General features: G+C 68.1%; 22 protein-coding genes. 14 read left to right on the forward strand and 8 right to left on the reverse strand.

Annotated features, from left to right (window positions below):
• Positions 1-33: 33 nt before the first annotated feature.
• The gene (locus AU192_RS17755) at positions 34-726 is read left to right on the forward strand and encodes an esterase (RefSeq protein WP_064398487.1); all 693 of its coding nucleotides are present in this window, start codon (positions 34-36) and stop codon (positions 724-726) included.
• 3 nt (positions 727-729) lie between these two features.
• Here the strand turns inward: AU192_RS17755 and AU192_RS17760 are convergent, their stop codons facing one another.
• Positions 730-2,274 carry an alanine/glycine:cation symporter family protein gene (locus AU192_RS17760; RefSeq protein ID WP_064398488.1) on the reverse strand — a complete coding sequence of 515 codons (1,545 nt, stop codon included), beginning with the start codon at positions 2,272-2,274 and terminating at the stop codon, positions 730-732.
• A 133-nt stretch (positions 2,275-2,407) separates the two neighbouring features.
• On the reverse strand, positions 2,408-3,712 hold the full coding sequence (locus AU192_RS17765; protein ID WP_064398490.1) for an outer membrane protein assembly factor BamB family protein: 1,305 nt from the start codon (positions 3,710-3,712) through the stop codon (positions 2,408-2,410).
• Between the two features lie 80 nt (positions 3,713-3,792).
• Between AU192_RS17765 and AU192_RS17770 the strand changes: the two genes are divergently transcribed.
• Together AU192_RS17770 and AU192_RS26165 are read left to right on the forward strand one after the other, a co-directional pair.
• On the forward strand, positions 3,793-4,530 hold the full coding sequence (locus AU192_RS17770; RefSeq protein WP_064349682.1) for an acyltransferase: 738 nt from the start codon (positions 3,793-3,795) through the stop codon (positions 4,528-4,530).
• 306 nt (positions 4,531-4,836) lie between these two features.
• Positions 4,837-5,832: an IniB N-terminal domain-containing protein gene (locus tag AU192_RS26165; RefSeq protein ID WP_064398491.1), complete on the forward strand. Its 996-nt coding sequence runs from the start codon at positions 4,837-4,839 to the stop codon at positions 5,830-5,832.
• Between the two features lie 63 nt (positions 5,833-5,895).
• On the opposite strand, the gene AU192_RS17780 is transcribed toward AU192_RS26165, so the two are convergent.
• The 3 genes from AU192_RS17780 to AU192_RS17790 all read right to left on the reverse strand — a co-directional run bounded on the left by AU192_RS17780 (position 5,896) and on the right by AU192_RS17790 (position 9,615).
• Entirely contained in the window at positions 5,896-7,137 is a 1,242-nt protein-coding gene (locus tag AU192_RS17780; RefSeq protein WP_082695061.1) for a glycosyltransferase family 4 protein, read from the reverse strand.
• A gap of 100 nt (positions 7,138-7,237) precedes the next feature.
• Positions 7,238-8,848, reverse strand: coding sequence for a 1,4-alpha-glucan branching protein domain-containing protein (locus AU192_RS17785; RefSeq protein ID WP_423202708.1), 1,611 nt, complete (start codon positions 8,846-8,848; stop codon positions 7,238-7,240).
• A complete protein-coding gene (locus tag AU192_RS17790; RefSeq protein WP_064398493.1) occupies positions 8,845-9,615 on the reverse strand; it encodes a class I SAM-dependent methyltransferase in 771 nt (256 codons plus the stop codon). Before AU192_RS17790 ends, AU192_RS17785 begins: the two co-directional genes overlap by 4 nt.
• Before the next feature lie 194 nt (positions 9,616-9,809).
• Here AU192_RS17790 and AU192_RS17795 point away from each other — a divergent pair, with 194 nt between their 5' ends.
• The 8 genes from AU192_RS17795 to mnmA all read left to right on the forward strand — a co-directional run bounded on the left by AU192_RS17795 (position 9,810) and on the right by mnmA (position 17,259).
• Positions 9,810-10,601, forward strand: a complete 792-nt coding sequence (locus AU192_RS17795; RefSeq protein ID WP_064398495.1) for an electron transfer flavoprotein subunit beta/FixA family protein — start codon at positions 9,810-9,812, stop codon at positions 10,599-10,601.
• Positions 10,602-10,646: 45 nt separating this feature from the next.
• Positions 10,647-11,603 (forward strand): electron transfer flavoprotein subunit alpha/FixB family protein, encoded by a 957-nt coding sequence (locus tag AU192_RS17800; protein ID WP_064398497.1) that lies wholly within the window; start codon positions 10,647-10,649, stop codon positions 11,601-11,603.
• Positions 11,604-11,770: 167 nt separating this feature from the next.
• The gene (locus tag AU192_RS17805) at positions 11,771-12,514 is read left to right on the forward strand and encodes an SDR family oxidoreductase (protein WP_064398854.1); all 744 of its coding nucleotides are present in this window, start codon (positions 11,771-11,773) and stop codon (positions 12,512-12,514) included.
• Positions 12,511-13,182, forward strand: coding sequence for a nitroreductase (locus tag AU192_RS17810; RefSeq protein WP_064398499.1), 672 nt, complete (start codon positions 12,511-12,513; stop codon positions 13,180-13,182). The genes AU192_RS17805 and AU192_RS17810 overlap by 4 nt, the downstream gene beginning before the upstream one ends.
• 90 nt (positions 13,183-13,272) lie before the next feature.
• Positions 13,273-14,124: a GNAT family N-acetyltransferase gene (locus tag AU192_RS17815; protein ID WP_064398856.1), complete on the forward strand. Its 852-nt coding sequence runs from the start codon at positions 13,273-13,275 to the stop codon at positions 14,122-14,124.
• The gene (locus AU192_RS17820) at positions 14,121-14,951 is read left to right on the forward strand and encodes a lysophospholipid acyltransferase family protein (RefSeq protein WP_064398501.1); all 831 of its coding nucleotides are present in this window, start codon (positions 14,121-14,123) and stop codon (positions 14,949-14,951) included. The genes AU192_RS17815 and AU192_RS17820 overlap by 4 nt, the downstream gene beginning before the upstream one ends.
• A 44-nt stretch (positions 14,952-14,995) precedes the next feature.
• Positions 14,996-16,192, forward strand: coding sequence for a cysteine desulfurase family protein (locus tag AU192_RS17825; RefSeq protein ID WP_064398503.1), 1,197 nt, complete (start codon positions 14,996-14,998; stop codon positions 16,190-16,192).
• A complete protein-coding gene (mnmA, locus tag AU192_RS17830) occupies positions 16,192-17,259 on the forward strand; it encodes a tRNA 2-thiouridine(34) synthase MnmA (RefSeq protein ID WP_064398504.1) in 1,068 nt (355 codons plus the stop codon). Before AU192_RS17825 ends, mnmA begins: the two co-directional genes overlap by 1 nt.
• Here mnmA and AU192_RS17835 read toward each other — a convergent pair whose 3' ends face one another.
• Positions 17,260-17,904 (reverse strand): sensor domain-containing protein, encoded by a 645-nt coding sequence (locus tag AU192_RS17835; protein WP_064398506.1) that lies wholly within the window; start codon positions 17,902-17,904, stop codon positions 17,260-17,262.
• A gap of 60 nt (positions 17,905-17,964) precedes the next feature.
• On the opposite strand from AU192_RS17835, the gene AU192_RS17840 reads away from it, so the two are divergent.
• Together AU192_RS17840 and AU192_RS17845 are read left to right on the forward strand one after the other, a co-directional pair.
• Positions 17,965-18,975 carry a uroporphyrinogen decarboxylase/cobalamine-independent methonine synthase family protein gene (locus AU192_RS17840; protein WP_064398508.1) on the forward strand — a complete coding sequence of 337 codons (1,011 nt, stop codon included), beginning with the start codon at positions 17,965-17,967 and terminating at the stop codon, positions 18,973-18,975.
• Between the two features lie 339 nt (positions 18,976-19,314).
• On the forward strand, positions 19,315-20,199 hold the full coding sequence (locus AU192_RS17845) for a hypothetical protein (RefSeq protein ID WP_064398510.1): 885 nt from the start codon (positions 19,315-19,317) through the stop codon (positions 20,197-20,199).
• On the opposite strand, the gene AU192_RS17850 is transcribed toward AU192_RS17845, so the two are convergent.
• The gene (locus AU192_RS17850) at positions 20,200-21,804 is read right to left on the reverse strand and encodes a 4-coumarate--CoA ligase family protein (RefSeq protein ID WP_064398512.1); all 1,605 of its coding nucleotides are present in this window, start codon (positions 21,802-21,804) and stop codon (positions 20,200-20,202) included.
• A gap of 38 nt (positions 21,805-21,842) precedes the next feature.
• Positions 21,843-22,247, reverse strand: a complete 405-nt coding sequence (locus AU192_RS17855) for an MmcQ/YjbR family DNA-binding protein (protein ID WP_064398513.1) — start codon at positions 22,245-22,247, stop codon at positions 21,843-21,845.
• A 79-nt stretch (positions 22,248-22,326) separates the two neighbouring features.
• Here AU192_RS17855 and ligA point away from each other — a divergent pair, with 79 nt between their 5' ends.
• Positions 22,327-24,411, forward strand: a complete 2,085-nt coding sequence (ligA, locus tag AU192_RS17860; protein ID WP_120275699.1) for an NAD-dependent DNA ligase LigA — start codon at positions 22,327-22,329, stop codon at positions 24,409-24,411.

A 24,411-nucleotide genomic window follows, 5' to 3' on the forward strand; every position in this document is an offset into this window, starting at 1 on the left:
GTATCCGGACCGGCGCCGGCTGCGAGGACGTCGATGCGCAATTTCAGGTGGACCGCTCTGGTTGCGGTGGCCGCCGTCGCCGGCACCGTCGCGATCCCCGCGGCCGCCGCCCAGCCGGGGTGCGCCGACCTGCAGGGCACGGTGGGGCCGGATCAGATATGCCGGGTGAACGTCGAAAAACCGAACTACACCTACGAATTGAGTTTCCCCAACGACTATCCCGACCAGGCGCCGCTGGTGGCCTACCTGACGCAGGCGCGCGACGGCTTCGTCAACGTCGCCGAGAACCCGGGTGCGGACGGAATGCGGTACGAACTCGACGCCGAAGGCACCGGCTACCGATCGGGGCCGCCGACCACCGGCACCCGCAGCGTGGTGTTCAGCGTCTGGCAGAACGTCGGCGGGGTGCGCCCGCAGACCTTCTACCAGTCGTTCAACTGGAACCTCGCCACGAATGCGCCGATCACCTTCGACACCCTGTTCAGGCCGGGCTCCGAGCCCATGGACGTGATCTACCGCGAGGTCGATCGATACCTGGAGAGGCAGGGACTCATGGCCCCGGTTCCGCCGGGCCAAGGCACCGATCCCGCGAACTACCAGAACTTCGCGCTGACCGACGACTCGCTGATCTTCTTCTTCAGCCAGGGCGGACTGTTCCCCGAATCGGCAGGCCCGGTTCAGGCGACGGTACCGCGCGCGGCGGTGGCGCCGATGCTCGCGCTGTAAGGCTCAAGTCCGCACCGATTCCCGCTTCTTCCCGGCGAGCGGGTCGTAGTTCTCCCAGAACGTCGCGCCGACGATGTCGAGCGCGTGCGGGTCGAACACCGGGTCCAGCCCGGCCCTCTTCTGCTCCTCGTAGTCCCACAGCGCCCGGTAGGCCGGTTGCTGGAGGATCAGGATGCCGACGATGTTCAACCAGGCCATCAACCCGACGCCGATGTCGCCGAGCACCCACGCCTCGGTCGCCGTCGACACCGCACCGAGGACCACCGAGACCAGGATCAGCGCCTGCAGCACCATGGTCGCGTTCGAGCCCACGGTGCCGCGGATCAGCGGCACCGGTGTCGTCGACGCCCGGCCGAGCAGAAATCGAAGGTTCGTCTCGGCCATGTAGTAGTACGCGATGATTGTGGTGAAGCAGAAGAACGCCAGCGAGACCGCGATGAAGGTCGAACCGGCGCCGTTCCAGAGGGTGTCGAACCCGATCTGGGCGAAGGCGGGACCGACCTCGACATCGTCGGGAAGCCGGCCGCCGTCGGCGAGCACCGCGCCGGTCGCGCTCTCACCCTCGAACACGCGGTACGCGCCGGTCGACAGGATCAGGAACCCGGTGGCCGAGCAGATGAACAGGGTGTCGACGTAGACCGCGAACGCCTGCACCAGACCCTGCTTGGCTGGATGCGACACCTCCGCGGCGGCCGCCGCGTGCGGGCCGGTGCCCTGGCCGGCTTCGTTGGAGTAGATGCCGCGTTTGACGCCCCACATCACCGCCGCGCCGATGATCGCGCCGAACGCGGAATCCAGGCCGAAGGCACTGGCGAAGATCATCTCCAGCACCGTCGGAATCCGTCCGGCGTTGAGGAGGACGACGATCAGTGCCAGCAGGATGTAGACAACGGCCATGAACGGTACGACGATCGAGGCGAACGCCGCGATGCGCTTGACGCCGCCGATGATGACGAACGCGAGCACGATGACGGTGCCGACGGCCACCCACCACTTGTCGAAGCCCCACGCCGATTCCATCGCAGAGGCCATCGAGTTGGACTGCACACTGGGCAGGAGCAGCCCGCATGCCAGCACCGTGACCGCTGCGAAGATCAGTCCATAGACTTTGAAGACGCGGGCGGCGCGGGTGTGGGCCAGCGCGCGGCTCAGGTAGTACGCGGGCCCGCCGCGGTACTCACCGGTCAGCGGGTCGCGGGTCTTGTAGATCTGGCCGAGCGTGCACTCCACGAACGACGTCGATGCGCCGAGAAACGCCACCGCCCACATCCAGAACAGCGCGCCGGGGCCGCCGAAGGCGATCGCGGTCGCGACGCCGGCGATGTTGCCCGTGCCGACCCGCCCGGCCAGCGACATCGTCAACGCCTGGAACGACGACACCCCCGACGGCGACTTCTCGCCCTTGAGCATCAGCCGGACCATCTCGCGTACCTGGCGTACCTGCACGAACCGGGAGCGAATAGAGAAGTACACACCTGCGGCCAGGCACAGATAGACCAGCGCGTCGCTCCACACGTAACCGTTGACTGCGTCGAGGAACTCGGACAATACGTCTCCTTAGCTCGGGTGCGTCCGCACGCGCCTCGCGGGGGTCACACGCGCACGGTGGCATGCTGGCATGCCCGCGGCCTCTATGTGTTTCGTTGCGGTGACAAACTCGATACGCGGCCGGTGCCGTGCACTACGCCGGTGCGAAGCCGTACACCATGCCGTCGCTGGTGGCGGTGACCACGCGGCGGTCCTTTCCGATGGAGACGCCGACCGGCCAACCCGTCGCCCTGGGCAGCGGATAGCTGTTGAGGGTGCGCCCGTCGGCGGGATCGAAGACCAGCAGCGCCTGTCCGGCGTCCTCCCCGTCGCCGTCGCGGACGACGGTGTAGGCGAGATCGGCGCCGGATCGGCTCGAGGTCGACAGCGGCGTGACGTCGTCGCGGGTCCATTGCACCTCGCCGCGGTCGCCTGCGTCCTTGATGGCGGTCAGCTTCGCCCCGGGCCCGCCGCCGGCGACGACCAGCCCGTCGGGTGACACGGAGGGCGGGGTCTGGGCGAGGTAGTCGAGCGGCACCGACCACTTTGCCTTGCCGTCGGCGGCGTTGAGCGCCCAGAGACGGTCGTCGCGTCCGTTGACGTAGACGGTCGATCCGTCGGCCGAAAACACCGGACTGGCAAGGGGTCCGCCGCCGACGGCGTCGCTGGTCCACTCGCGGGTCAGAAACGGCGACTGCCCGGGCCGGTAGCGCAGGCCCACGAGGATGGGGGCGTCGGCACCTGGCTCCCACAACGAGAGGACGACGGTCCCGGTGGCAGAGGCGAACGCCGGCGCGGCGGCCACCGGGCAGCGCGGGCGGGCCGGCCGGCAGTCGGCGAGGCCGCGCTCGGAGTCCTTGGGGTCGACGCCGGCGACCAGGTCGATCGGGCTGCCTTCGACCGTGCCGCGGTGGGCGTCGAAAACCAGCACCTGACCCAGGTGCGTCACGACCAGCAGGTGCCCCGGGCTCAGGATCCGCGCTGTGGTCGGCACCCCGATGACCGGTTGACGCCAGCGGATCCACTGCGTCGGGGGAAACGACAGCATGGCGCCGGGCTGTCCGATATAGAGGTTGTCGAAGCCATCGAACAGCGGGCTCGACGCGCCGCCGCCCTGTACGAGGCGGGTGCACCAACGCTGCCGCGCCCTGTTGTCGGCCTCCCACACCATCAGCGAGCATCCGTCGGGGGTCTGCGCGTTGGCGGCCAGATAGCTGCCGGTGCCGAGTGCCACCGCGGCGCCGAGATCACCCTTGACAGACCGCATCCATTCCAGGCGCAGCGTGTCTGCACCCACGACGGGTTGGTAGCTGCTGTTGGCGGCATCGCTGTATTGGGCGGCCCAGCCGTCAGCTGCCTTGGCCTCGACCCAGGAGGTGGTGTCCTGGCAGCCCGCCAGTGTGGCCGTGATCAGCGCTGTCAGTAACGACACTGCCAGCACGGTCAATCGCCGGATCACTCGATCCTTCCCGTTCCTCGTCATCGGTCCACGTGAGGGTAACCGTTGCCGATTCGGACGCTCGCGTAGGCTTTCCGGCCATGACGACCATGTGGGGCGCGCCGCTGCACAAGCGGTGGCGAGGGTCGCGACTGCGTGACCCGAGGCAGGCGAAGTTCCTGACCTTGGCGTCGCTGAAATGGGTGCTGGCCAACCGCGCCTACACCCCGTGGTATCTGGTGCGGTACTGGAGATTGCTGAAGTTCAAGCTGCGCAATCCGCACATCATCACCCGCGGGATGGTCTTCCTCGGTAAGGGCGTCGAGATCGAGGCGACGCCGGAGTTGTCGACGATGGAGATCGGTCGCTGGGTGCACATCGGCGACAAGAACACGATCCGCTGCCACGAGGGCTCGCTGCGGTTCGGCGACAAAGTGGTGCTCGGCCGCGACAACGTCATCAACACCTACCTCGACATTGAGCTGGGTGATTCGGTGCTGATGGCCGACTGGTGCTACATCTGCGATTTCGACCATCGCATGGACGACATCAACGTGCCGATCAAGGACCAGGGAATCGTCAAGGGGCCGGTGCGAATCGGGCCCGACACGTGGGTCGGTGTCAAGGTCACGGTGTTGCGCAACACCACGATCGGGCGTGGTTGCGTGCTCGGATCGCATGCGGTCGTGCGCGGCGACGTGCCCGACTTCTCGATCGCCGTCGGTGCGCCCGCGAAAGTGGTCAAGAACCGCCAACTCGCATGGGAGACATCGGCGGCGCAGCGCGCCGAACTGGCCGCGGCCCTCGCCGACATCGAACGCAAGAAGGCCTCCCGCTAGCGAGCGTCACCTCTGTAGCGCGAGCGTCACCTCTGTGGCGCGAGCGTCACCTCTGTGGCGCGAGCGACCGTGTCTGCGCACGACTCGCCGCTGGATTACGACAGTTCGCGGACGCTCGTCGCCGTTCGGCGACCGCGAACTGCTGACCACGGCCCCCCCTAATCCCCTAATAGGGGCTTGAGTCGGCCCTGCATCCGTCTGCCGGAAGGAGGGGGTTTCGGCCCGTTTTCGGGATGTGCGCGGATTCGTAACGTTCGCATCAGTTCGCCGGAGGTCGGCGACCGGACATCCGAAAGGACCACTGAGATGAACGTAATCGACTGGATTCTGAACCTGTTCCGTGACGAGGTCTCGGCTCAGGCCTTCGTCGACGATCCAGAACGGGCCATGTGCGGCGCCGGCGTGCAGAACGCGTCCGCAGCCCAACTGCAGCACGCCGCCGCGGCCGTGGCGCCTGCGGCGGTGGTGCATGGGGGTGGTGATCCGGTGGTCGGTTTGCAGCAGGCGGTGGCCCAGACGCATGGGATCGCGTTCGCCCCGCAGCGCCAGACCGAGGTGTTGTCCAACAACGACACCCTCAGCCACAACGACACCCGGTTTTTGAGCCCGGAGACCAACACGGTCAACCACGCCGGTGAGGACCAGCAGCAGGGTATCGGCAACTTCGGGCTGGAGTTCGGTGACATCACCTTTGGTGACAAGACCACCAACACCGCCACCGACGGCGGGGTGGTCAACACCGGCACCGCAGGCGATATCGATGCCACCAACGTCGAGGGTGACGGCAACGTCGTCGGCGATGACAACGAGAACGTCAACACCGGTGACATCGAGGACTCCAACGTCAACATCGGCGAGGACAATGAGATCGACGACAGCGGTGATCAGACCGCCGGCGGGGACATCATCTCCGACAACGAGGGCCCGGTGATCAACGACGTCGACATGAGCGGTGGCAGCGGCGGCAGCGCTTCGGGCGGTGACGGCGGTGGCGGCCTGATCGGGGTCGGCAACGACGGCGGCAACGCCACCGGCGGGGCCGGCGGTTCCGGTGGCGGGATCGTGATCAACGACAACGACACGACCACTACCAATGTCGATGGCAACCAGACCAATGTCGGCGATATCGACGGCAGTGTGTCCGGTGGGATCTCGGGCGGGTCGAGCATCGAGGACAACTCGGTGGACAACTCGATCGACAATTCGGTCGACAACTCCGGACAGGACAACTCGACGGACAACTCCGGTCAGGTCAACACCGATGTCGATGTGGACACCACCGTCGACACCGGCCTGTTCTGAGCCCGACCACACAACGCCACTGGCGGGGATCAATCCACGATCCCCGCCAGTCGCCACGTCTGATCAGCGGCCGGGCAGTGCGTGTTCGATGATGGGTCGGCGCCGATGTGGTTCGCGCTCACGGCGTTTGGCGGCCAGGTACACCTGGGCGGTTTCGTCTGCGATCGCGTGCCATTCGAACTGCGAGGTGAGCCGCTCGCGCGCGGCGATCGCGCGTTGTTGGGCGGCGTGCGGGTCGTCGAGAACCGAGCGGACAGCCGCCGCCAGGCGCGCGGTATTGCGGGGCGGAAAGGACATTCCGGTTTCACCGTCGATGACCGCCTCGCCCAACCCTCCGACGTTCGAGGTCACCAAGGGGATCCCGGTCGCCGCAGCTTCTAGAGCGACGATGCCGAACGGCTCGTAGTGGCTGGGCAATACGGCTGCGTCGGCGGTGTGCAGCAGGTTCACCAACGCGTCGTGGTCGAGGTGTCCGGCGAACGCGGTCGCCTTGAGCACCTTGTGCTTTCGCGCCTGCTCGACGAGCCAATCGAGTTGGGTGCCCTCGCCGGCGATCGTCAGCGTGGTACCGGGGTGGGTGCGCCTGATTCGGGGTAGCGCGGCGATTGCGTCGTGGATACCTTTCTCGTACTCGAGCCGACCGAGGTACAGCAATCGGGCCGGTCCGGTCCGAGGCTTTCGTTGAGCGAATGGCCAACGACCACAGTCGATTCCGTTGCGGATGACATACGACTCGGCCAGGCCCGGCCCGAAGAGCTCCGAGACCTCATCGCGCATCGAGACCGAACAGGTGATCAGCGAATCGGATTCGCGCACCAACCACGATTCCACCGCGTGGACCTGTCTGCTGATGCGGCCCGACACCCATCCGGAGTGTCTGCCGGCCTCGGTGGCGTGGATCGTGGATACCAGTGGCACATCGTAAAATTCGGCCAGGGCGATCGCGGGATGTGCGACCAGCCAGTCGTGTGCGTGTACGACGTCGGGGCGCCAAGGGCGACCGCGTCGCGACTTCAGCGTCAAACCGGTGCGGACCATCGCGTGGCCCATCGCCAACGTCCAGGCCATCATGTCCGTGCCGAAATCGAAGTCGTGCGGATCGTGCGCCGCCGCGACCACGCGCACACCTTCGACGATCTCGTCGGTGGTCGGATGCGTGCTCGGGTCGGTGTTCGACGGTCGCCGGCTCAGCACGACGACCTCGTGGCCCGCTTCAGCCAGCGCGGTGGCGAGATGATGAACGTGCCTCCCGAGTCCGCCGACCACGACCGGCGGGTACTCCCACGACACCATGAGGATCTTCACGGTCGCTGACTCCTGTGCGAGTGACCGGAAAATGTACACGCGGAGCGGCGTGTCGGTGTGCAGACACGGTCGCTCGCGGAAGTGAAGGCTGGGGGTGGGGTCATCGCGGTAACCGCCGGGCGTCCAGCGCGCCGAACAGACCGTCGGCGCGGTTCCAACCGGCGGCGAGGCGCTGTGCATGCTCACGGCGACCGGACGCCACGGCGTCGGCGATCTCGCGGGTGGCGTGGGCGTGCAGGTGCGCACGGTAGCGGGCATAGTCGGCCGCGGAGTCCTTGCTGACCATGAACGGCCAGTCGCTCGACACGGTCAGCAGCGTCTCGCGCAGGATCTGGTCGGCGACAAAGTTGCGTGCAGGCGCAGCGTCGGTCTCGCCGAGCGCCTTGTCGATGGTCGCCAGCGCGGTGTCGACGACCTCGGTGTTCAACTGGACCAGGTCTGCGACCTGCTCACCGGCCCACACCTGCCAGTCCTTGCCGGAACCCCATGAGCTGGGCGGCAATTCGACAGGCGAGCCGACGAAACCGTCGGCCTTGGCGTCGCTCAGCGTGCCGACGCGCACACCGGCCTCGGGCAGCGCGCGCAGCACCCGCTCGAGCCACACGGGGCCCTCGTACCACCAGTGGCCGAACAACTCGGTGTCGAATGCGGCGATGACGTGTGCGGGGCGCCCGATGCGTTCGCTCTCGTCGCATAGCCGCTGCCGGACCACCGCGACGAAATCGGCGACATGGGCGTCGATCGCTCGGTCGGCGCGCTCCGGGTCGTACGGCGCCTTGGCCTCCGACGGAACATTGCGGCCCGTCACCCGGGCCGGCTTGAGTCCGGTCGTGTGGTCGTAGGTGTGGAAGTCGCGGTAGGCGGCGTGCCCGGGGTAGCCGGACTTCGGCGACCACACTCGATAGCTGACGTGCAGGTCCCGGCCGAATGCCACCACGTCGGAAAATCCGACCGGACGGCCGAGCGCGGTGTCGCCGTGCAGGGACGGGCCATCGACCATGAAGTGGCCGACACCGGCTGAGGCGTAGTCGGTTTCCATGCCGGGCGCGTAGGCGCATTCCGGGGCCCAGATGCCGACGGGTGTGTGCGCGAACCGCAGGCGGGCATCGGCGAGCCCCTCGTGCAGCGCGAACTCCCGCAGCCTCGGGTTGAGCAGCGGCTGGAACGGATGCGCGAGCGGACCGCCGAGCAGTTCGATGGTTTCGGCGTCGATCACCTCGCGCAGCAAGGGGCTGCCGCCGTGCGCCCACAGCGTGGCGAAGTCCTCGATGGCCTGCTCGGCCTCGGCGTGCTCGCGAACACCGAACTGGCGCAACGGATCACCGAGAGTGGTCGCCTCGAGCGCGCGTAGCTGCCAGTTCGCCAGCCAGTGGTGCATCCCGGTCAGGCAGTACGGGTCGTCGAGTTGTGCGGTGACCACCGGCGTCATGCCCAGCGTCAACTGGTGGCGGCGGCCTTCGGCCGCCAACGTGCGCAGCACCCGCATCAGCGGGAGGTAGCACGCCGACCACGACTGGTAGAGCCATTCCTCGCCGACGGGCCAGCGGCCGTGATGCGCCAGCCAGGGCAGGTGGGTGTGGAGAACGAGCGTGAAGAGGCCCGGAGCCGGGTCGCCGGCGACATTGGACCGGGGAGCCGGGTCGCCGGCGACATTGGACCGGGGAGCCGGGTCGCCGGCGACATTCAGACCCGGGGGGTCGGCGGATGTCACGGCCGCACCGCGATCGCGACCAGATCGAGGCTGTCGTCGATGTTCCGATCGCGCGCGTCGACCAAATCGAAGTCGTCGCTGCGCACGGAGGCCACGTCGGCGAGCAGATCCTCGGGCCACGGCGCATCGGCTATTGCCCGCGCGATCTGGGCGTCGATGATCGAGCCGCCGTGTCGGGCGTCGAGTTCGACGAGCCGCGGCCCGTGAAAGACCCCGTATACGCCTTCGACCGCGAACCCTTCGGTGGTGAGCAGTTCGGTCAACTCGGTGGCGTTGAGTTCGCGGGTGTGGAACGGGTTGATCGGGGTGTCCCGACCGGGGGAGAACGTGATTCGGTTCGGCGTCGACATCAGCAGACGCCCGCCCGGCCGCAGCACACGCAGGCATTCGCGCACGAATTGCCCCTGATCCCAGAGGTGTTCGATGACCTGGAAGTTCACAACGACATCGACCGAGCCGTCTGCGAGCGGCAACACGGCCAGGTTGCCGTGGCGCATGTCCACGCGCGGATACCGCGCACGCACGTGGGCGACCGCTGTCTCGTCGTAGTCCAGGCCGATCACGCACCGGGCGACGTCGGCGATCAGGTTGGCCCCATAGCCCTCACCGCAACCGGCCTCGAGCACGTCGCGATCCGCACAGCGGTGGGCCGTCTGCTCGTAGACAACCTCGTGGCGGCGGAACCAGTAGTTCTCCTCCGCGAGTCCCGGAACCGTGCGTTCCCCGGTGAGGGGGAGGTCGGGTCCATCAGTAACAAAAGCGCTCATTGGAAGGCAGGCTAACGTGAAACGGCCCACAGACGAATGGTTCACCCCCTACGTGCTGCTAGAACACGAACTTCGACCCGCTACAGTGTTCCTGCGAACCGCCACAAGTTACCCGCGAGTAACATGGTGGTTGTTGCTCAAAGCGTGTTATGCGGGCCGATCATCGGTCCCTTCGAGGAGGACGAACCAGACTCATGACGAACATCGTGGTCCTGATCAAACAGGTCCCTGACACCTGGTCGGAGCGCAAGCTCACCGACGGCGACTTCACTCTCGACCGCGAGGCGGCCGACGCGGTGCTCGACGAGATCAACGAGCGCGCCGTAGAGGAAGCGCTGCTCATCAAGGAGAGGGAAGGTGGCGACAGCACTGTGACGGTGCTGACGGCCGGCCCCGAGCGCGCGACCGAGGCGATCCGCAAGGCGCTGTCGATGGGTGCCGACAAGGCCGTGCACCTCGTCGACGAGGGCATGCACGGCTCGGACATGGTCCAGACCGGTTGGGCCCTGGCACGTGCGCTGGGGACCATCGAGGGCACCGAGCTGGTCATCGCCGGCAACGAGGCCACCGATGGCACCGGCGGCGCGGTCCCCGCGATCATCGCCGAGTACCTGGGCCTGCCGCAGCTGACGCATCTGCGCAAGGTGACCGTCGAGGACGGCAAGGTCAGCGGCGAGCGGGAGACCGACGACGGCGTGTTCTTCGTCGAGGCTCCGCTGCCCGCCGTGGTCAGCGTCAACGAGAAGATCAACGAGCCTCGCTTCCCGTCCTTCAAGGGCATCATGGCCGCCAAGAAGAAGGAAGTCACCAAGCTCACGCTCGCCGAGATCGGTGTCGAGGCCGATGAGGTCGGTCTCGCCAACGCCGGGTCCAAGGTGTTGTCGTCGACGCCGAAGCCGCCGAAGACCGCCGGCGAGAAGGTCACCGATGAAGGCGACGGCGGAACCAAGATCGCCGAGTACCTGGTCGCCCAGAAAATTATTTAGGCCCCAGACCGAGACTGCGAAGAACAAGAGACGAGAGAAGAACTCATGGCTGAAGTACTCGTGCTCGTTGAGCACGCCGAAGGTGCACTGAAGAAGGTCACCTCGGAGTTGATCACCGCGGCTCGCAAGCTCGGCGAGCCCTCGGCCGTCGTCGTCGGCGCGCCGGGTACCGCAGAACCGCTCACCGACGGCCTGAAGGCCGCGGGCGCGGCCAAGATCTACGTCGCCGAGTCCGAGGACGCGGAGAACTACCTGATCACCCCGCAGGTCGATGTGCTGGCATCACTGGTCGAGTCGGCCTCGCCCGCCGGTGTTCTGCTGTCGGCCAACGCCGACGGCAAGGAGATCGCCGGCCGGCTGGCCGCCCGCACCGGTTCCGGTGTGCTCACCGACGTCGTCGACGTCCAGGAGGGTGGCAAGGCCGTGCACTCGATCTTCGGTGGTGCATTCACCGTCGAGGCCGAGTCCACCGGTGAGGTTCCGGTCATCACCTTGCGCGCCGGATCCGTTGACGCCGAGCCCGCCGACGGTGCGGGTGAGGTCGTCAACGTCGAGGTCCCCGGCCAGGCCGAGAACGCGACAAAGATCACCAAGCGCGAGCCCGCCGTCGCGGGTGACCGTCCGGAGCTCACCGAGGCGACGGTTGTCGTCTCGGGTGGCCGCGGTGTGGGCAGCGCGGAGAACTTCAACGTGGTCGAGGAGCTGGCGGACTCGCTCGGCGGCGCTGTCGGCGCGTCCCGTGCCGCCGTCGACTCCGGCTACTACCCGGGCCAGTTCCAGGTGGGCCAGACCGGTAAGACGGTGTCGCCGCAGCTGTACATCGCCCTGGGCATCTCCGGCGCGATCCAGCACCGCGCGGGCATGCAGACGTCCAAGACGATCATCGCGGTGAACAAGGACGAAGAGGCGCCGATCTTCGAGATCGCCGACCTCGGCATCGTCGGCGACCTGTTCAAGGTCACACCGCAGCTGACCGAGGCGGTCAAGGCTCGCAAGGGCTGAGTTTCCGCGCGACGGGCCCCCGGACACTGTCCGGGGGCCTTTTGCATGCCGTTCCGAGGGCGTACAAGGGTGAGCGCTCGGCGGTCTGGACTACGGACTTTCAAGGGCTCGATCGCCGCCACCCGAGTGCGAGTCTTTTCGTGACAGGCACGACGAAAGGTTCCGAGATGAAGATCACCGTGTTCGGCGCGACCGGACTCATCGGCTCGAAGGTGGTATCGATCCTCACCGCGGACGGCCACGAGGTGGTCGCCGCGGCGCGCTCCACCGGTTTGGACGTGTTGACCGGCGTCGGGGTGGCCGAAGCGGTCGCCGGCGCGGATGTGGTGATCGACGTGACCAACTCGCCGTCGTTCGAGGACGACGCGGTCATGGACTTCTTCACGAGGTCGACGACGAACCTGGTGGGTGCCGCGACGGCCGCGCGGGTGGGTCACGTCGTGGCGCTGTCGATCGTCGGCGCCGACGGGCTTCCCGAAAGCGGTTATCTGCGTGCGAAGGTCGCGCAAGAACGCATCATCAAAGACTCCGGACTGCCGTTCAGCATCGTGCGCGCCACGCAGTTCCACGAATTCGCCGAGGCGATCACCGAATCGCTGAGCGGCAACGGCGAAGTGCGGGCGCCCGACGCGCTGATCCAGCCGATCGCAGCCGATGAGGTCGCCGCCGAGGTGGCCCGGACAGCCGTGGCGGCCCCGAGCAACGGTCACGTCGATATCGGCGGGCCCGACAAGATGCCGTTCGCCCAGCTCGCGGGTGCGGTGCTGGCCGCACGCGGCGACGAGCGGCCGGTCGTTGTCACCACCGAGGCGACGTACTTCGGCACTCCGCTCGACGAGCAGAGCCTGGTCACCGGCGACGGCGCCGTCATCGCCGCGACGCGCTTCACGGATTGGCTGGCACGACGATGACCTCCGCGGCGCCCGAGAACGACCTGGACCGGGTTGTTCGCGAGCGGCACTGCACACGCAAGTTCCTGCCCGACAAGCCCGTACCGCGCGTACTGCTCGACGAGGCGCTGGAACTGGCGATGCGTGCACCATCGAACTCCAATATCCAACCCTGGCGGCTGTTTTTGGCCACCGGCGCGCGCCGCGACCAACTCGTCGAAGCACTGCTGCACCGCGCGTCCGCCGGTTTTCCCGCGACCATGGGGATTCCGGAGAGCTTCGCTCCGCTGCGGCAGGAGTTGGGCGCGTTGGTCTACGGCTCGATGGGTGTGGCCCGTCACGACGCCGAGGGGAGACGTCTCGCACAGCTGCGCAACTTCGAGTTCTTCGGCGCCCCAGTGGCGGGAGTGGTCTGCATGCACCGCGATCTCGGACACGCGGACAGCCTCGCGGTCGGGATGTTCCTGCAGACGCTGGTGCTTGCGCTGACCGAACGCGGTCTCGACACGTGCGTGCAGGTGTCGGTTGCACACTTCCCGGACGTGCTGCGCGAACAGCTGGACATCCCCGCCGAACTGCGGGTGTTGTGCGGACTCGCGATCGGGTACGCCGACCCGTACTTCCCGGCCAACCACGTGCGCACACCCCGCAACTCGGTATCCGACAACGTCGTGCTGCTCGGCGGCTGACGTTTCGCCGGGGCAATTCGTCACCTGGCGCTCATCGACACGTCACGCCTGCGATGCCGCCCGGAGATGCGGCTGAGCGACCGTGCAGCCATGAGCACTGCTTCTGTACTCATCGCCCCCGAGGAGATCGACCGAGGCCGGACCGGGTCCGCAGGTCCCGCGCCGCGCTATACCCTGCTGCTGACGACGGACGCCACGCTCATCGAAGCGGCGCAGCGGCTGCGCCACGACGTGTTCACCGCCGAGACCGGATTCGCGCTGACCGGTTCCGCCGACGGCCGGGACGCCGACCGCTTCGACGAGCATTGCGACCACCTGCTGGTACGCGAGGACGTCACCGGCGAAATCGTCGGCTGTTATCGAATGCTGCCACCAGCCGGTGCCGTTGCCGCCGGAAGCCTCTACAGCGCAACCGAATTCGACGTGCGTGCGCTCGATCCGCTGCGGCCGGGCCTGGTCGAGATGGGCCGGGCTGTGGTGCGATCGGATCACCGCAGCGGAGCCGTCGTGCTGCTGATGTGGGCCGGGATTCTGGCGTACCTCGACCGCTGCGGGTACGACTACGTCACCGGCTGCGTGTCGGTGCCCGTCCACGGTCCCGACGGTTACCCGCCGGGCGCACAGATCCGCGGAGTCCGCGACTTCGTGCGCCGTCGCCACGCCGCACCGGCGCTCTACACCGTGCATCCGTACCGGCCGGTGACTGTCGGCGGCAAGGGCCTCGACGACATCGAGCCGCCGGAGAGGCTCGCCGTACCACCATTGATGCGCGGCTACCTGCGGCTCGGCGCGCAGGTGTGCGGCGAACCCGCTCACGATCCTGATTTCGGCGTCGGGGACTTCCCGGCGTTGCTCGACAAACGCCGGGCCGACACGCGCTACCTGCGCAGGCTGCGGTCCGTCGCGGCCGCCGCCACCCTGGCCGGCGGGATCGCGCCGTGAGCACCCTCGGCGCCTGGGTGCCGAAGGCGTCGTGCGATACGAGCTGCGTCGGCGCAGGCGCCGCGCGGTCCGGGCGACGGGTGATCGTGACCTGCCGTGCCGCGGTACGGGTCACCTCGGCCCTGCTGCTCCTGCCGCTGGCGCCGATGCTGGCCCTCCCCGCCCCCGGACGATCCCATCTGCAGCGCGGCTACTGCCGGTTGCTTCTGTACTGCCTGGGTGTGCGCACCAAGGTGTCCGGGGGCCCGATCCGCAACCTGAGCGGCGTTCTGGTGGTCAGCGGCCACATTTCCTGGGTGGACGTCTTCGTGGTCGGCTCGGTGCTGCCAGGCCGGTTCGTCGCCAAGTCCGAGCTCGTCAGCTGGCGGGGCCTCGGACTGCTGGCCCGGCTGCTGAAGGTGATCCCGATCGAGCGGTCGAACCTGCGGCGCCTGCCCGACGTGGTGGGCGCCGTCAGCCGCAATCTGAGCGCGGGCCGTACCGTGATCGCGTTCCCGGAGGGCACCACCTACTGCGGACTGGCGTACGGCCGCTTTCGCCCCGCCATGTTCCAGGCCGCCATCGACGCCGGCAGACCGGTCCAGCCGTTGCGTCTGGCGTACCACCACCCCGACGGCACCACCTCCACCGTCGCCGCCTATGTGGGCGATGACACACTGCTCGACTCGATCCGGCGACTGGTCACGACGAGGCGCACGGTCGCGCGGGTGCACGTCGAGTCGCTGCAGCTACCCGGAACCGACCGCCGCGACCTGGCCAATCGCTGTGAGACGGCGGTGCGGGGCGACACCACCAAACACACGTCCGGTCACGCGCTCGTGGCCTGAGCGGATCGGAAGAGCCCCGGCTCGACGGCTATTCTGGACTGGTTATGACCTCGGATCAGCCGGTCTACCTCGATCACGCCGCCACCACCCCGATGCACCCCGCTGCCATCGAGGCGATGACGGCTGCGATGGCGACGGTCGGCAACGCGTCGTCGTTGCACGGCACGGGCCGCACGGCCCGGCGGCGGATGGAGGAGTCGCGCGAGACGCTGGCCAATCTGCTGGGTGCCCGCCCGTCGGAGGTGATCTTCACCGCGGGCGGCACCGAGAGCGACAACCTCGCGGTCAAAGGCATCTTCTGGGCCCGCCGCGACGCCGATCCACGCCGCAGGCGGATCGTGACCACGCCGGTCGAGCACCACGCCGTGCTCGATTCGGTCGAGTGGTGCGTCGAGCACGAGGGCGCCGAGGTGACCTGGCTGCCCGTCGAGAAGGACGGTTCGGTCACGCCCGCGGCGCTGCGACAGGCGCTGCAGGACCACGACGACGTCGCTCTGGTGTCGGTGATGTGGGCCAACAACGAGGTCGGGACGATCATGCCGATCGCCGAATTGGCTTTTGTGGCAGCAGAATTCGATGTGCCAATGCACAGCGACGCCGTTCAGGCCGTCGGCCACATTCCGGTCGACTTCGCCGCGAGTGGGCTCTCGGCGATGAGCATTGCGGCGCACAAGTTCGGCGGCCCCACCGGGATCGGTGCGCTGCTGCTGCGCCGCGACACGGCCTGCGTCCCGCTGTTGCACGGCGGAGGCCAGGAGCGCGACGTCCGCTCCGGCACACCGTATGTGGCGGGAGCCGTCGCGATGGCCGCAGCGGCGAAGGTCGCGGTCGACGGGCTCGAGACCAATGGCGCGCGGGTGTCGGCGCTTCGCGACCGCCTGATCAAGGGCGTGTTGGCCGCCATCGACGACGTCGAGGTGAACGGCGCGACGGGTGCCGCTCGGCTGCCCGGCAACTGCCACTTCACCTTCCGCGGCTGCGAAGGCGACTCGCTGCTGATGTTGCTGGACGCCAAGGGTATCGAGTGTTCGACCGGTTCGGCCTGCACGGCAGGCGTCGCGCAGCCCTCACACGTGCTGATCGCGATGGGTGCCGACCCGGCGAGTGCGCGGGGTTCGCTGCGACTCTCGTTGGGGCACATCAGCAGTGAGGCCGACGTCGATGCCGCGCTCGCGGTGCTGCCCGCCGCGGTCGAACGGGCCCGGCAGGCGGCGCTGGCAAGTTCGGGAGTGGTCGAGTAGTGCGGGTACTCGTGGCGATGAGCGGCGGCGTGGACTCCTCGGTCGCCGCCGCCAGGATGGTCGACGCCGGACACGACGTCGTCGGTGTTCACCTGGCACTGTCACCGTCCCCAGGCACACTGCGCACCGGTTCGCGCGGCTGTTGTTCGAAAGAGGACGCCGGTGACGCGCGCCGGGTCGCCGACATCCTCGACATCCCGTTCTACGTCTGGGATTTCGCCGACCGGTTCAAAGAGGACGTCATCGATGACTTCGTGTCGTCATACGCCCGCGGGGAAACCCCGAACCCGTGTGTGCGCTGCAATGAACGGATCAAGTTCTCCGCGTTGGCCGCCCGCGCGCTGGCATTGGGATTCGACGCCGTGGCCACCGGACACTATGCCCGGCTGTCGGACGGTCGACTGCGGCGCGCGGTCGACGCCGCCAAGGACCAGTCCTACGTGCTCGCGGTGCTGACCGCCGAGCAACTGCGGCACGCGGTGTTCCCGGTCGGCGACACCCCGAAGCCGCAGATTCGCGAGGAGGCTGCGCGTCGCGGGCTCGCGGTCGCCGAGAAACCCGACAGCCACGACATCTGCTTCATTCCCTCCGGTGACACCCGCGCGTTCCTCGGGGCCAAGATCGGTGTTCGACGCGGTTCGGTCGTCGACGCCGCAGGGACGGTGCTCGCCGAACACGACGGCGTGCACGGGTTCACGGTGGGTCAGCGCAAGGGTCTGGGCATCGCCGGGCCGGGCCCGGACGGACAGCCGCGCTATGTCACAGGGATCGACCCGCAGACCGCGACCGTGCGGGTCGGTGGCGCCGAAGACCTCGACGTGTGGACTTTGACCGGTGAGCGGCCGATCTTCACCTCCGGTGTCGCGCCCGCGGGCCCGATCGAATGCCAGGTACAGGTCCGCGCGCACGGCGGTGTCGCAGACGGCGTTGCCGAACTGCGCGACGACCAGCTCGTCGTCGAGCTGCGTGCGCCCCTGCGCGGCGTGGCTCCCGGCCAGACGATGGTGCTGTACCGCCCCGACCCGGCCGGCGACGAAGTGCTGGGCAGCGCGACGATCACCCGGTAGTTATCCGGGGACGTTGGCCAGAATGTTGGACATGACGATCTCGGGCACCGAGTCGGGGAACCGGCACGCGGTCACCTCCACCAGCACGACCGACTTCACGCGGTAGTCGCGACCGCAGGCACCCGAGGGTCGGGTCTGCAGGGTGTCCGCGCCCACCCTCCACTCGCCGACGAACATCGGCCCCAAAGGCGTTGCGCTGCAACCATCGACGAGAGCGACGAGCGAATCGAACGCCCGCCGGGCGGTCGCGGCGTCGCGATAGGCCGCCGCGCCCTCGGAGATCAACCCACCTTCGGGCGGGTGCTGGAACGTGGTCTTGCGGAACTCCTCGACCTCTGAACCGAAGGTCTGGGTCTCGGCGAAGATCCACTGGCATGGCAGGGGAGTGGTCTCGGCGAGCGGCTCGATGTCGACGGGGATCTTGCCGTCCATGGTCGGGATGATCGTGAGATCCTCACCGGCTCCGGTGATCGCACGCATCTGTGACTGGTCGAGCATGATCGTCTCCACATCGACCGGCGACAGCGATCCGTCGTCGATGCCCGGCGTCGCCCGCATCGCGTGTCCGTCGATGACCTGAGTGCACCCCGAGGTGACCGCGACCGCCACGCACCACAGCACGAGCGACCGGAGCGCTGCGGGCATGGCCTGTCCTTCCCCAACCCTTTTGGGATGAGACTAGCCCGATCGAATACTGTCAAACGAGTGAGTGCTTTCGCCGCGGCCACCGGCATCGGGTCCTGGCCCGGAACGTTGGCGCGCGAGGCCGCCGAGGTCGTCGTCGGCGAACTGCACACCTTGCCGCATCTGGTGGAACTGCCGGGCCGCGGCGTGGGTGCCGACATGATCGGCCGGGCCGGCGCGATTCTGGTCGACATCGGTATGGACACCGTGCCCCGCGGTTATCGGATCGCGGCGGGCCGCACCGCAGTGCTCAGGCGGGCGAGGAGCCTGCTCGAGGAGGACCTCGATGCGCTCGAAGAAGCCTGGGAGAAAGCAGGTTTGCGCGGTATTGGGCGCACGGTCAAGGTTCAGGCGCCGGGGCCGGTCACCTTGGCGGCGCAACTGGAGCTTCCCAACGGCCATCGCGCCCTGACCGATCGAGGCGCGGTGCGCGACCTCACCGCTTCGCTGGCAGAAGGGATCGCAGCGCACCGCGCGACCGTCGGCCGGAGGCTCGACGCGGCGGTGGTGGTTCAATTCGACGAACCGTTGCTGTTCTCCGCGCTCGAAGGCCGGCTGACCGGGGTCACCAGTTTGACGCCCGTGCACCCGGTCGACGAGGCGCAGGCCATCGGGCTGCTCGACGAATGCGTCGCCGCGGCGGACGTCCCGGCGGTCGTGCACAGCTGCTCATCGGGTGTGCCATGGAATACGTTGCAGCGCAGTTCTATCGATGCGGTTTCCGTCGATGTGTCCGCACTGGTGGCCGACGACCTCGACGGGGTGGGGGAGTTCGTCGACTCCGGTCGCACGGTGTTGTTCGGCGTGGTGCCCTCGACGGCGCCGGAGTCCCGTCCTTCGGCCGAGGAGATCGCCAAGGCCGCGGTGTCACTGACCGACCGGCTCGGGTTCGCCCGGTCCGTGCTCAGGGAGCGGACCGGCGTCTCGCCGGCGTGCGGTCTGGCGGGCGCCACCACCGAATGGGCGCGCACCGCGATCGGTTTGGCGCAGAAGGCGGCGGATGCTTTCGCCGAGGACCCCGACGCGATCTAGTCAGCGAAGCGGCCGACGTGATACCGGTCAACGGGCTGGCAACGACCAAACCGTTGGCGCCAGCGGCCTTGGTGAGCAGCCGGCGCAGTGGCCGTGAACGCATCTGGCGGATGTGGCCCGCACTCCTCGCCGACGCCAGCGAGTCCCTGGAGACGGTTTCGCGAGCCGTGGATCGCACCGTCGAGCGACCCACGGGCGCACGTCGCGGACCACGGAAAACGCGCTTCGCTGAACTATTTGCGGCGTTCCTGCCGGACACCTCGTCTTACGCGGCTACCCATGCGAGAATGCTCCGCAGGCGGCGTCGATCGCCTTTGCCGAGAAGGGAATGGTGTCCGGATGAACGCGCGCCTCGCCGCAGGTGCCGGCGTGGTGTCCGTATTTCTCCTGGTGAGCGGATCGGGTGCGGTGGTCGCATACGCCCACCCCGGTGATTCGCGGGGCTCGGACCGGGGCCACAGCGCCGACCGCGACGTCGGCGACCACAGCCGCGGGTCCGGCAACGGCAAGCACGACAACGACCGTCGCGATGGTAAGCGCACGACCGGCAGCAAACGGGGCGGGGACACCAAGGGGCCCGGCGCGGCCCCGAAGTCGCGGGTCGGATCCGGCCGAGACGGGCTCGCGCAGCCGTCGCCGGATAGCCGGCCGGGCGCTGTTATCGCCCCGGAATCGGCTGGCCGCACCGCCCCGGACTCGGCAGGCCGCGCCGCCGCGCCCGACGTATCGGCCAGCCGTGCGGCTGCGCCCGATGTGTCGGCCAGCCGGTCGGCCGTCGCAGGCGCGACGCCTCCGGTCGAGGCGCCGGTGAACACCGCGTCGTCGACCGGCCCAATTACCTCTGGCGGATCCGGTGCTGCGAGTGCGCCGGCCCCAGCGTTCGAGCCGCCGCAGGTGATGTTCGGCAACGGGCGCGCACCGCAAAGCCGCGAGCTTCGACCCGAAATCGGTTGGCAGCCACCAGCACTGGCGCCTTCAGCGCCGGTGCCCGCGCAACCGGTCCTTACGCCGCCGCTCTCACCGACACCGCCCGCGCCGGCTCCGTTGGGCCCGGTGTCCACTCCGCCCGCGGTGGTGCGCCAGTTCGTCGTCGCGCCCGGCGCCGGGACCAGCGACCCGCTGTGGGGGCTGGCCGGGTTGCTGCTCATCCCCGTGGCGGGCGCCGCGCTGGGCTATCGGCAGGCGCGAGCGGCGCAGGCCGCCGAACGGATCGGCCGGCCCTGATCAGCCGCCCAGGTCCTTGCGCAGGATCTTGCCGGACGCCGACTTCGGCACCGCGTCGATGAACGCCACCTGGCGGACCTTCTTGTAGGGAGCCACCTCGCCCGCGACGAATTCGATCACCTGCTCCTCGGTCAGCTCGGCTCCGGATCGCTTGACCACGAACGCCTTCGGCACCTCTTCACCGTCGGCGTCGAGGACTCCCACCACAGCTGCGTCGGCGATGTCGGGATGAGTCAGCAGCACGGCCTCGAGTTCGGCGGGCGGCACCTGATAACCCTTGTACTTGATCAGCTCCTTGAGCCGGTCGACGATGTAGACACAGCCGTCGGCGTCGACCTGTGCGAGGTCACCGGTGTGCAACCAGCCCTGGTCGTCGATGGTCTCCTTGGTGGCCTTCTCGTTGCCGAGGTAACCCGCCATCACGTTGGGCCCCTTGAACAAGAGTTCCCCGGTTTGGCTGAGACCCTCTGTGGGCGGGTCGATCTCGTCACCGGTGTCGGTGTCGACGATCTTCGACGCGGCGTTCGACACCGTCCAGCCGACCGAGCTGAGCGGGGCCACCATGTTCATCTCGCGTTGGCCGCCGTCGAACGGCGTGATGTGGCTGACCGGGCTGAGCTCGCTCATGCCGTAACCCTGGATCACTCGACAGCCCAACCGCTCGGCCACGGCGCGGCCGAGGTCGGCGTCCAGGGGGGCCGCACCCGACATCACGACATTCAACGACGACAGGTCGTACTCGTCGACCAGCGGATGCTTGGCCAGCGCGACCGCGACGGGCGGGGCGATGAACGCGATGGTGCAGGCATGGTCCTGGATGTTGCCCAGGAAGTCGCCGAGATCGAAGCTCGGCATGATGACCAGCCGGGCCCTGGCGTGCAGTGCCGCGTTGAGCAGCACGGTCATCCCGTAGATGTGGAAGAACGGGAGAACGGCCAACACGGTGTCGTCGGCGACCATGCCGTGCAGCGGCCGGATCTGGGCGACGTTGGCCACCAGGTTGCGGTGGGTGAGCATGACGCCCTTCGGGTTTCCGGTCGTTCCCGAACTGTAGGGCAGCACGGCAAGGTGCGATGAGGGCGCGAAGCTCACCTCAGGCGGTGGATGGCCCGGCCCCATGAGGTCGGCGGCGTTGGGATGCCCGTCCGAGGACAGGCCGGGTCCGTCGAGCACGACGAGCCCGTCGTCGGGAATGCCGACCGCCGCGGCCGCTTCCTCGGCTTGGGGCAGCAGCAGCGCCACTGTCACGAGCATCCTGGCGTTCGAGTCGGTCAACTGCTTGGCGATGTCCTTGGCGGTGAACAATGCGTTGACGGTCGTTGCCGTCGCGCCCGCGCGCAGGATGCCGTGGAATGCGACCGCGAATCCCGAGCTGTTCGGCGAGAGCAGACCGACCACATCGCCGACGCCGACCCCGCGCCCGGCAAGCGCACCGGCGAACGCGTCGACGCGCGCGATCGTTTCGCGGTAGGTCGTCTCCCGCCCCGATTTCGCGTCGACAAGCGCGACGCGGTCGAGGTCGTCTTCTGCGATATGTCCGAAAAGGTAGTCGTAGACGCTGGTGGACGGGATGTCGACCTCGGGGAAGGGACTCGCGAAACTCATGGCGTCTCCGATCGAATCATGCCCTGCCTGCTACCTGTTCAGCCTTCGTCGAGCTGTTTGACGAGTTTCCTGGGCGCAGTCAACCGAAACGACGCATCGATCAGCTCGCGTATCTCGTCCCAGTCGATCTTCTTCCGAGCCGACAGGTCTAGCCCGAGCCACCCCGACGGTCCCAGGTAGGCCGGAGAGAAGAATCGGGCGTCCTGCTGCAGCGCATGGCGTTCACTGTCGTCGACCTTGACCAGGATCGACTGCGGGTACTGGATGTAGTCGCCCTTGGTCGTAGGTTTGACGCTGCCGCCGTACATGGCGAACATCTTGGCGACGAAGAACGCCGGCCGTCCGTGCGAGACCTTCTCGTAAGCCTCGGGGAACGCCAGCGCCACGGTCCGTACCCGGGCCAGCACCGGGTCGTCGTCGCGGAACATGATCGGGTGCGGCATGGGGCCAGGGTAACGGTGCGGTGCTGTCGGGCCGCTCGGTTAGCCTGCGAAGGTGACCTCCAAGGGTGCGGAAGACGCGCTGAACGCACAGGCCGACGACGCCCCCGACGCCGACGTGCGTCGCCGCTGGCAAGAGCTCGCCGACCAGGTGCGTGAGCACCAGTTCCGCTACTACGTGCGGGACTCGCCGATCATCACCGACGCCGAGTTCGACGCGCTGCTCCGCGAACTGGAGGCCCTCGAGGAGGACCATCCCGAACTGCGCACCCCGGACTCGCCGACCCAGTTGGTGGGTGGGGCCGGCTTCGCCACCGACTTCACCCCGGCCGACCACCTCGAGCGGATGCTGAGCCTGGACAACGCCTTCACACCCGACGAGCTCGCCGCATGGGCGGGGCGGCTCAAGGGCGAGATCGGACCAAACGTGCTGCAGGACGCGCACTTCCTGTGCGAGCTCAAGATCGACGGGGTCGCCCTGTCCCTGGTGTATCGCGACGGTCGGCTGGAGCGGGCGGCCACCCGAGGTGACGGCCGCACCGGTGAGGACGTCACGCTGAACGCCCGCACCATCGGTGACATTCCTGAAAAGCTCAGGGACAGCGACGAATTCCCGCAGCCGAAGGTTCTCGAGGTACGCGGCGAGGTGTTCTTCCGGGTGGCCGACTTCGAGGAACTCAACGCCGGCCTGGTCGCCGACGGCAAGCCGCCGTTCGCCAATCCGCGCAACAGCGCGGCGGGCTCGCTGCGGCAGAAGAACCCCGCCGTCACCGCGCGCCGTAAGCTGCGGATGATCTGCCACGGCGTGGGGCAGGCAGAGGGCTTCCGCCCGAAGACACTGCACGACGCCTACCGCGCATTGGCGGCCTGGGGACTGCCGGTCTCCGAGCACACCGCGCAGGTCAAGGGGATCGACGCGGTCACCGAGCGAATCGCGTACTGGGGCGAGCACCGCCATGACGTCGAGCACGAAATCGACGGTGTGGTGGTCAAAGTCGACGATGTGTCGTTGCAGCGCCGACTCGGGTCGACGTCGAGGGCGCCGCGGTGGGCCATCGCCTACAAGTTCCCGCCCGAGGAGGCGCAGACCAAGCTGCTCGACATCAGGGTCAACGTCGGGCGCACCGGTCGAGTCACGCCGTTCGCCTGGATGGAGCCGGTCAAGGTGGCCGGCTCGACGGTCAGCCAGGCCACGCTGCACAACGCCTCGGAGGTCAAGCGCAAGGGCGTGCTCATCGGTGACACGGTGGTCATCCGCAAGGCGGGCGACGTGATCCCCGAGGTGCTCGGCCCGGTCGTCGATCTGCGCGACGGCTCCGAACGCGAGTTCGTGATGCCGACGCACTGCCCGGAGTGCGGAACCAAGCTCGCGCCCGCGAAGGAGGGCGACGCCGACATCCGGTGCCCGAACACCCGATCCTGTCCGGCGCAGTTGCGCGAGCGCGTGTTTCACGTCGCGGGCCGCGGCGCGTTCGACATCGAGGGCCTGGGCTATGAGGCGGGCACCGCTCTGCTGCAGGCCGGCGTCATCACCGACGAGGGCGACCTGTTCACGCTGACCGAAGAAGACCTGCTGCGCACCGACCTGTTCACCACCAAGAACGGACAGCTCTCGGCGAACGGTAAACGGCTGCTGGCCAATCTGGACAAGGCGAAATCCCAACCGCTGTGGCGGGTGCTCGTCGCATTGTCGATCCGGCACGTCGGGCCGACGGCAGCGCGCGCACTGGCCACCGAGTACGGCAGCCTCGACGCCGTCATGGCGGCTTCGGAGGAGGAGCTGTCGGTCGTCGAGGGTGTGGGCCCGACGATCGCGGCCGCGGTGACCGAGTGGTTCACCGTCGATTGGCACCGGGCGATCGTGGACAAATGGCGTGCCGCGGGGGTGCGGATGGCCGACGAACGCGACGCCAGCATCGAGCGGACCTTGGAGGGGTTGTCGATCGTCGTCACCGGGTCGCTGACCGGCTACTCACGCGACGAGGCCAAGGAGGCGATCGTCGCGCGCGGCGGCAAGGCGGCCGGCTCAGTGTCGAAGAAGACCGCCTATGTGGTCGCCGGTGATTCGCCGGGCTCGAAGTACGACAAGGCCGTCGAGCTGGGCGTGCCGATCCTCGACGAGGACGGGTTCTCCCGGTTGTTGCAGAACGGGCCCGACGGCGTCTGA

The sequence above is a fragment of the Mycobacterium lehmannii genome (genome assembly GCF_001499925.1).
Classification (GTDB): domain Bacteria; phylum Actinomycetota; class Actinomycetes; order Mycobacteriales; family Mycobacteriaceae; genus Mycobacterium; species Mycobacterium lehmannii.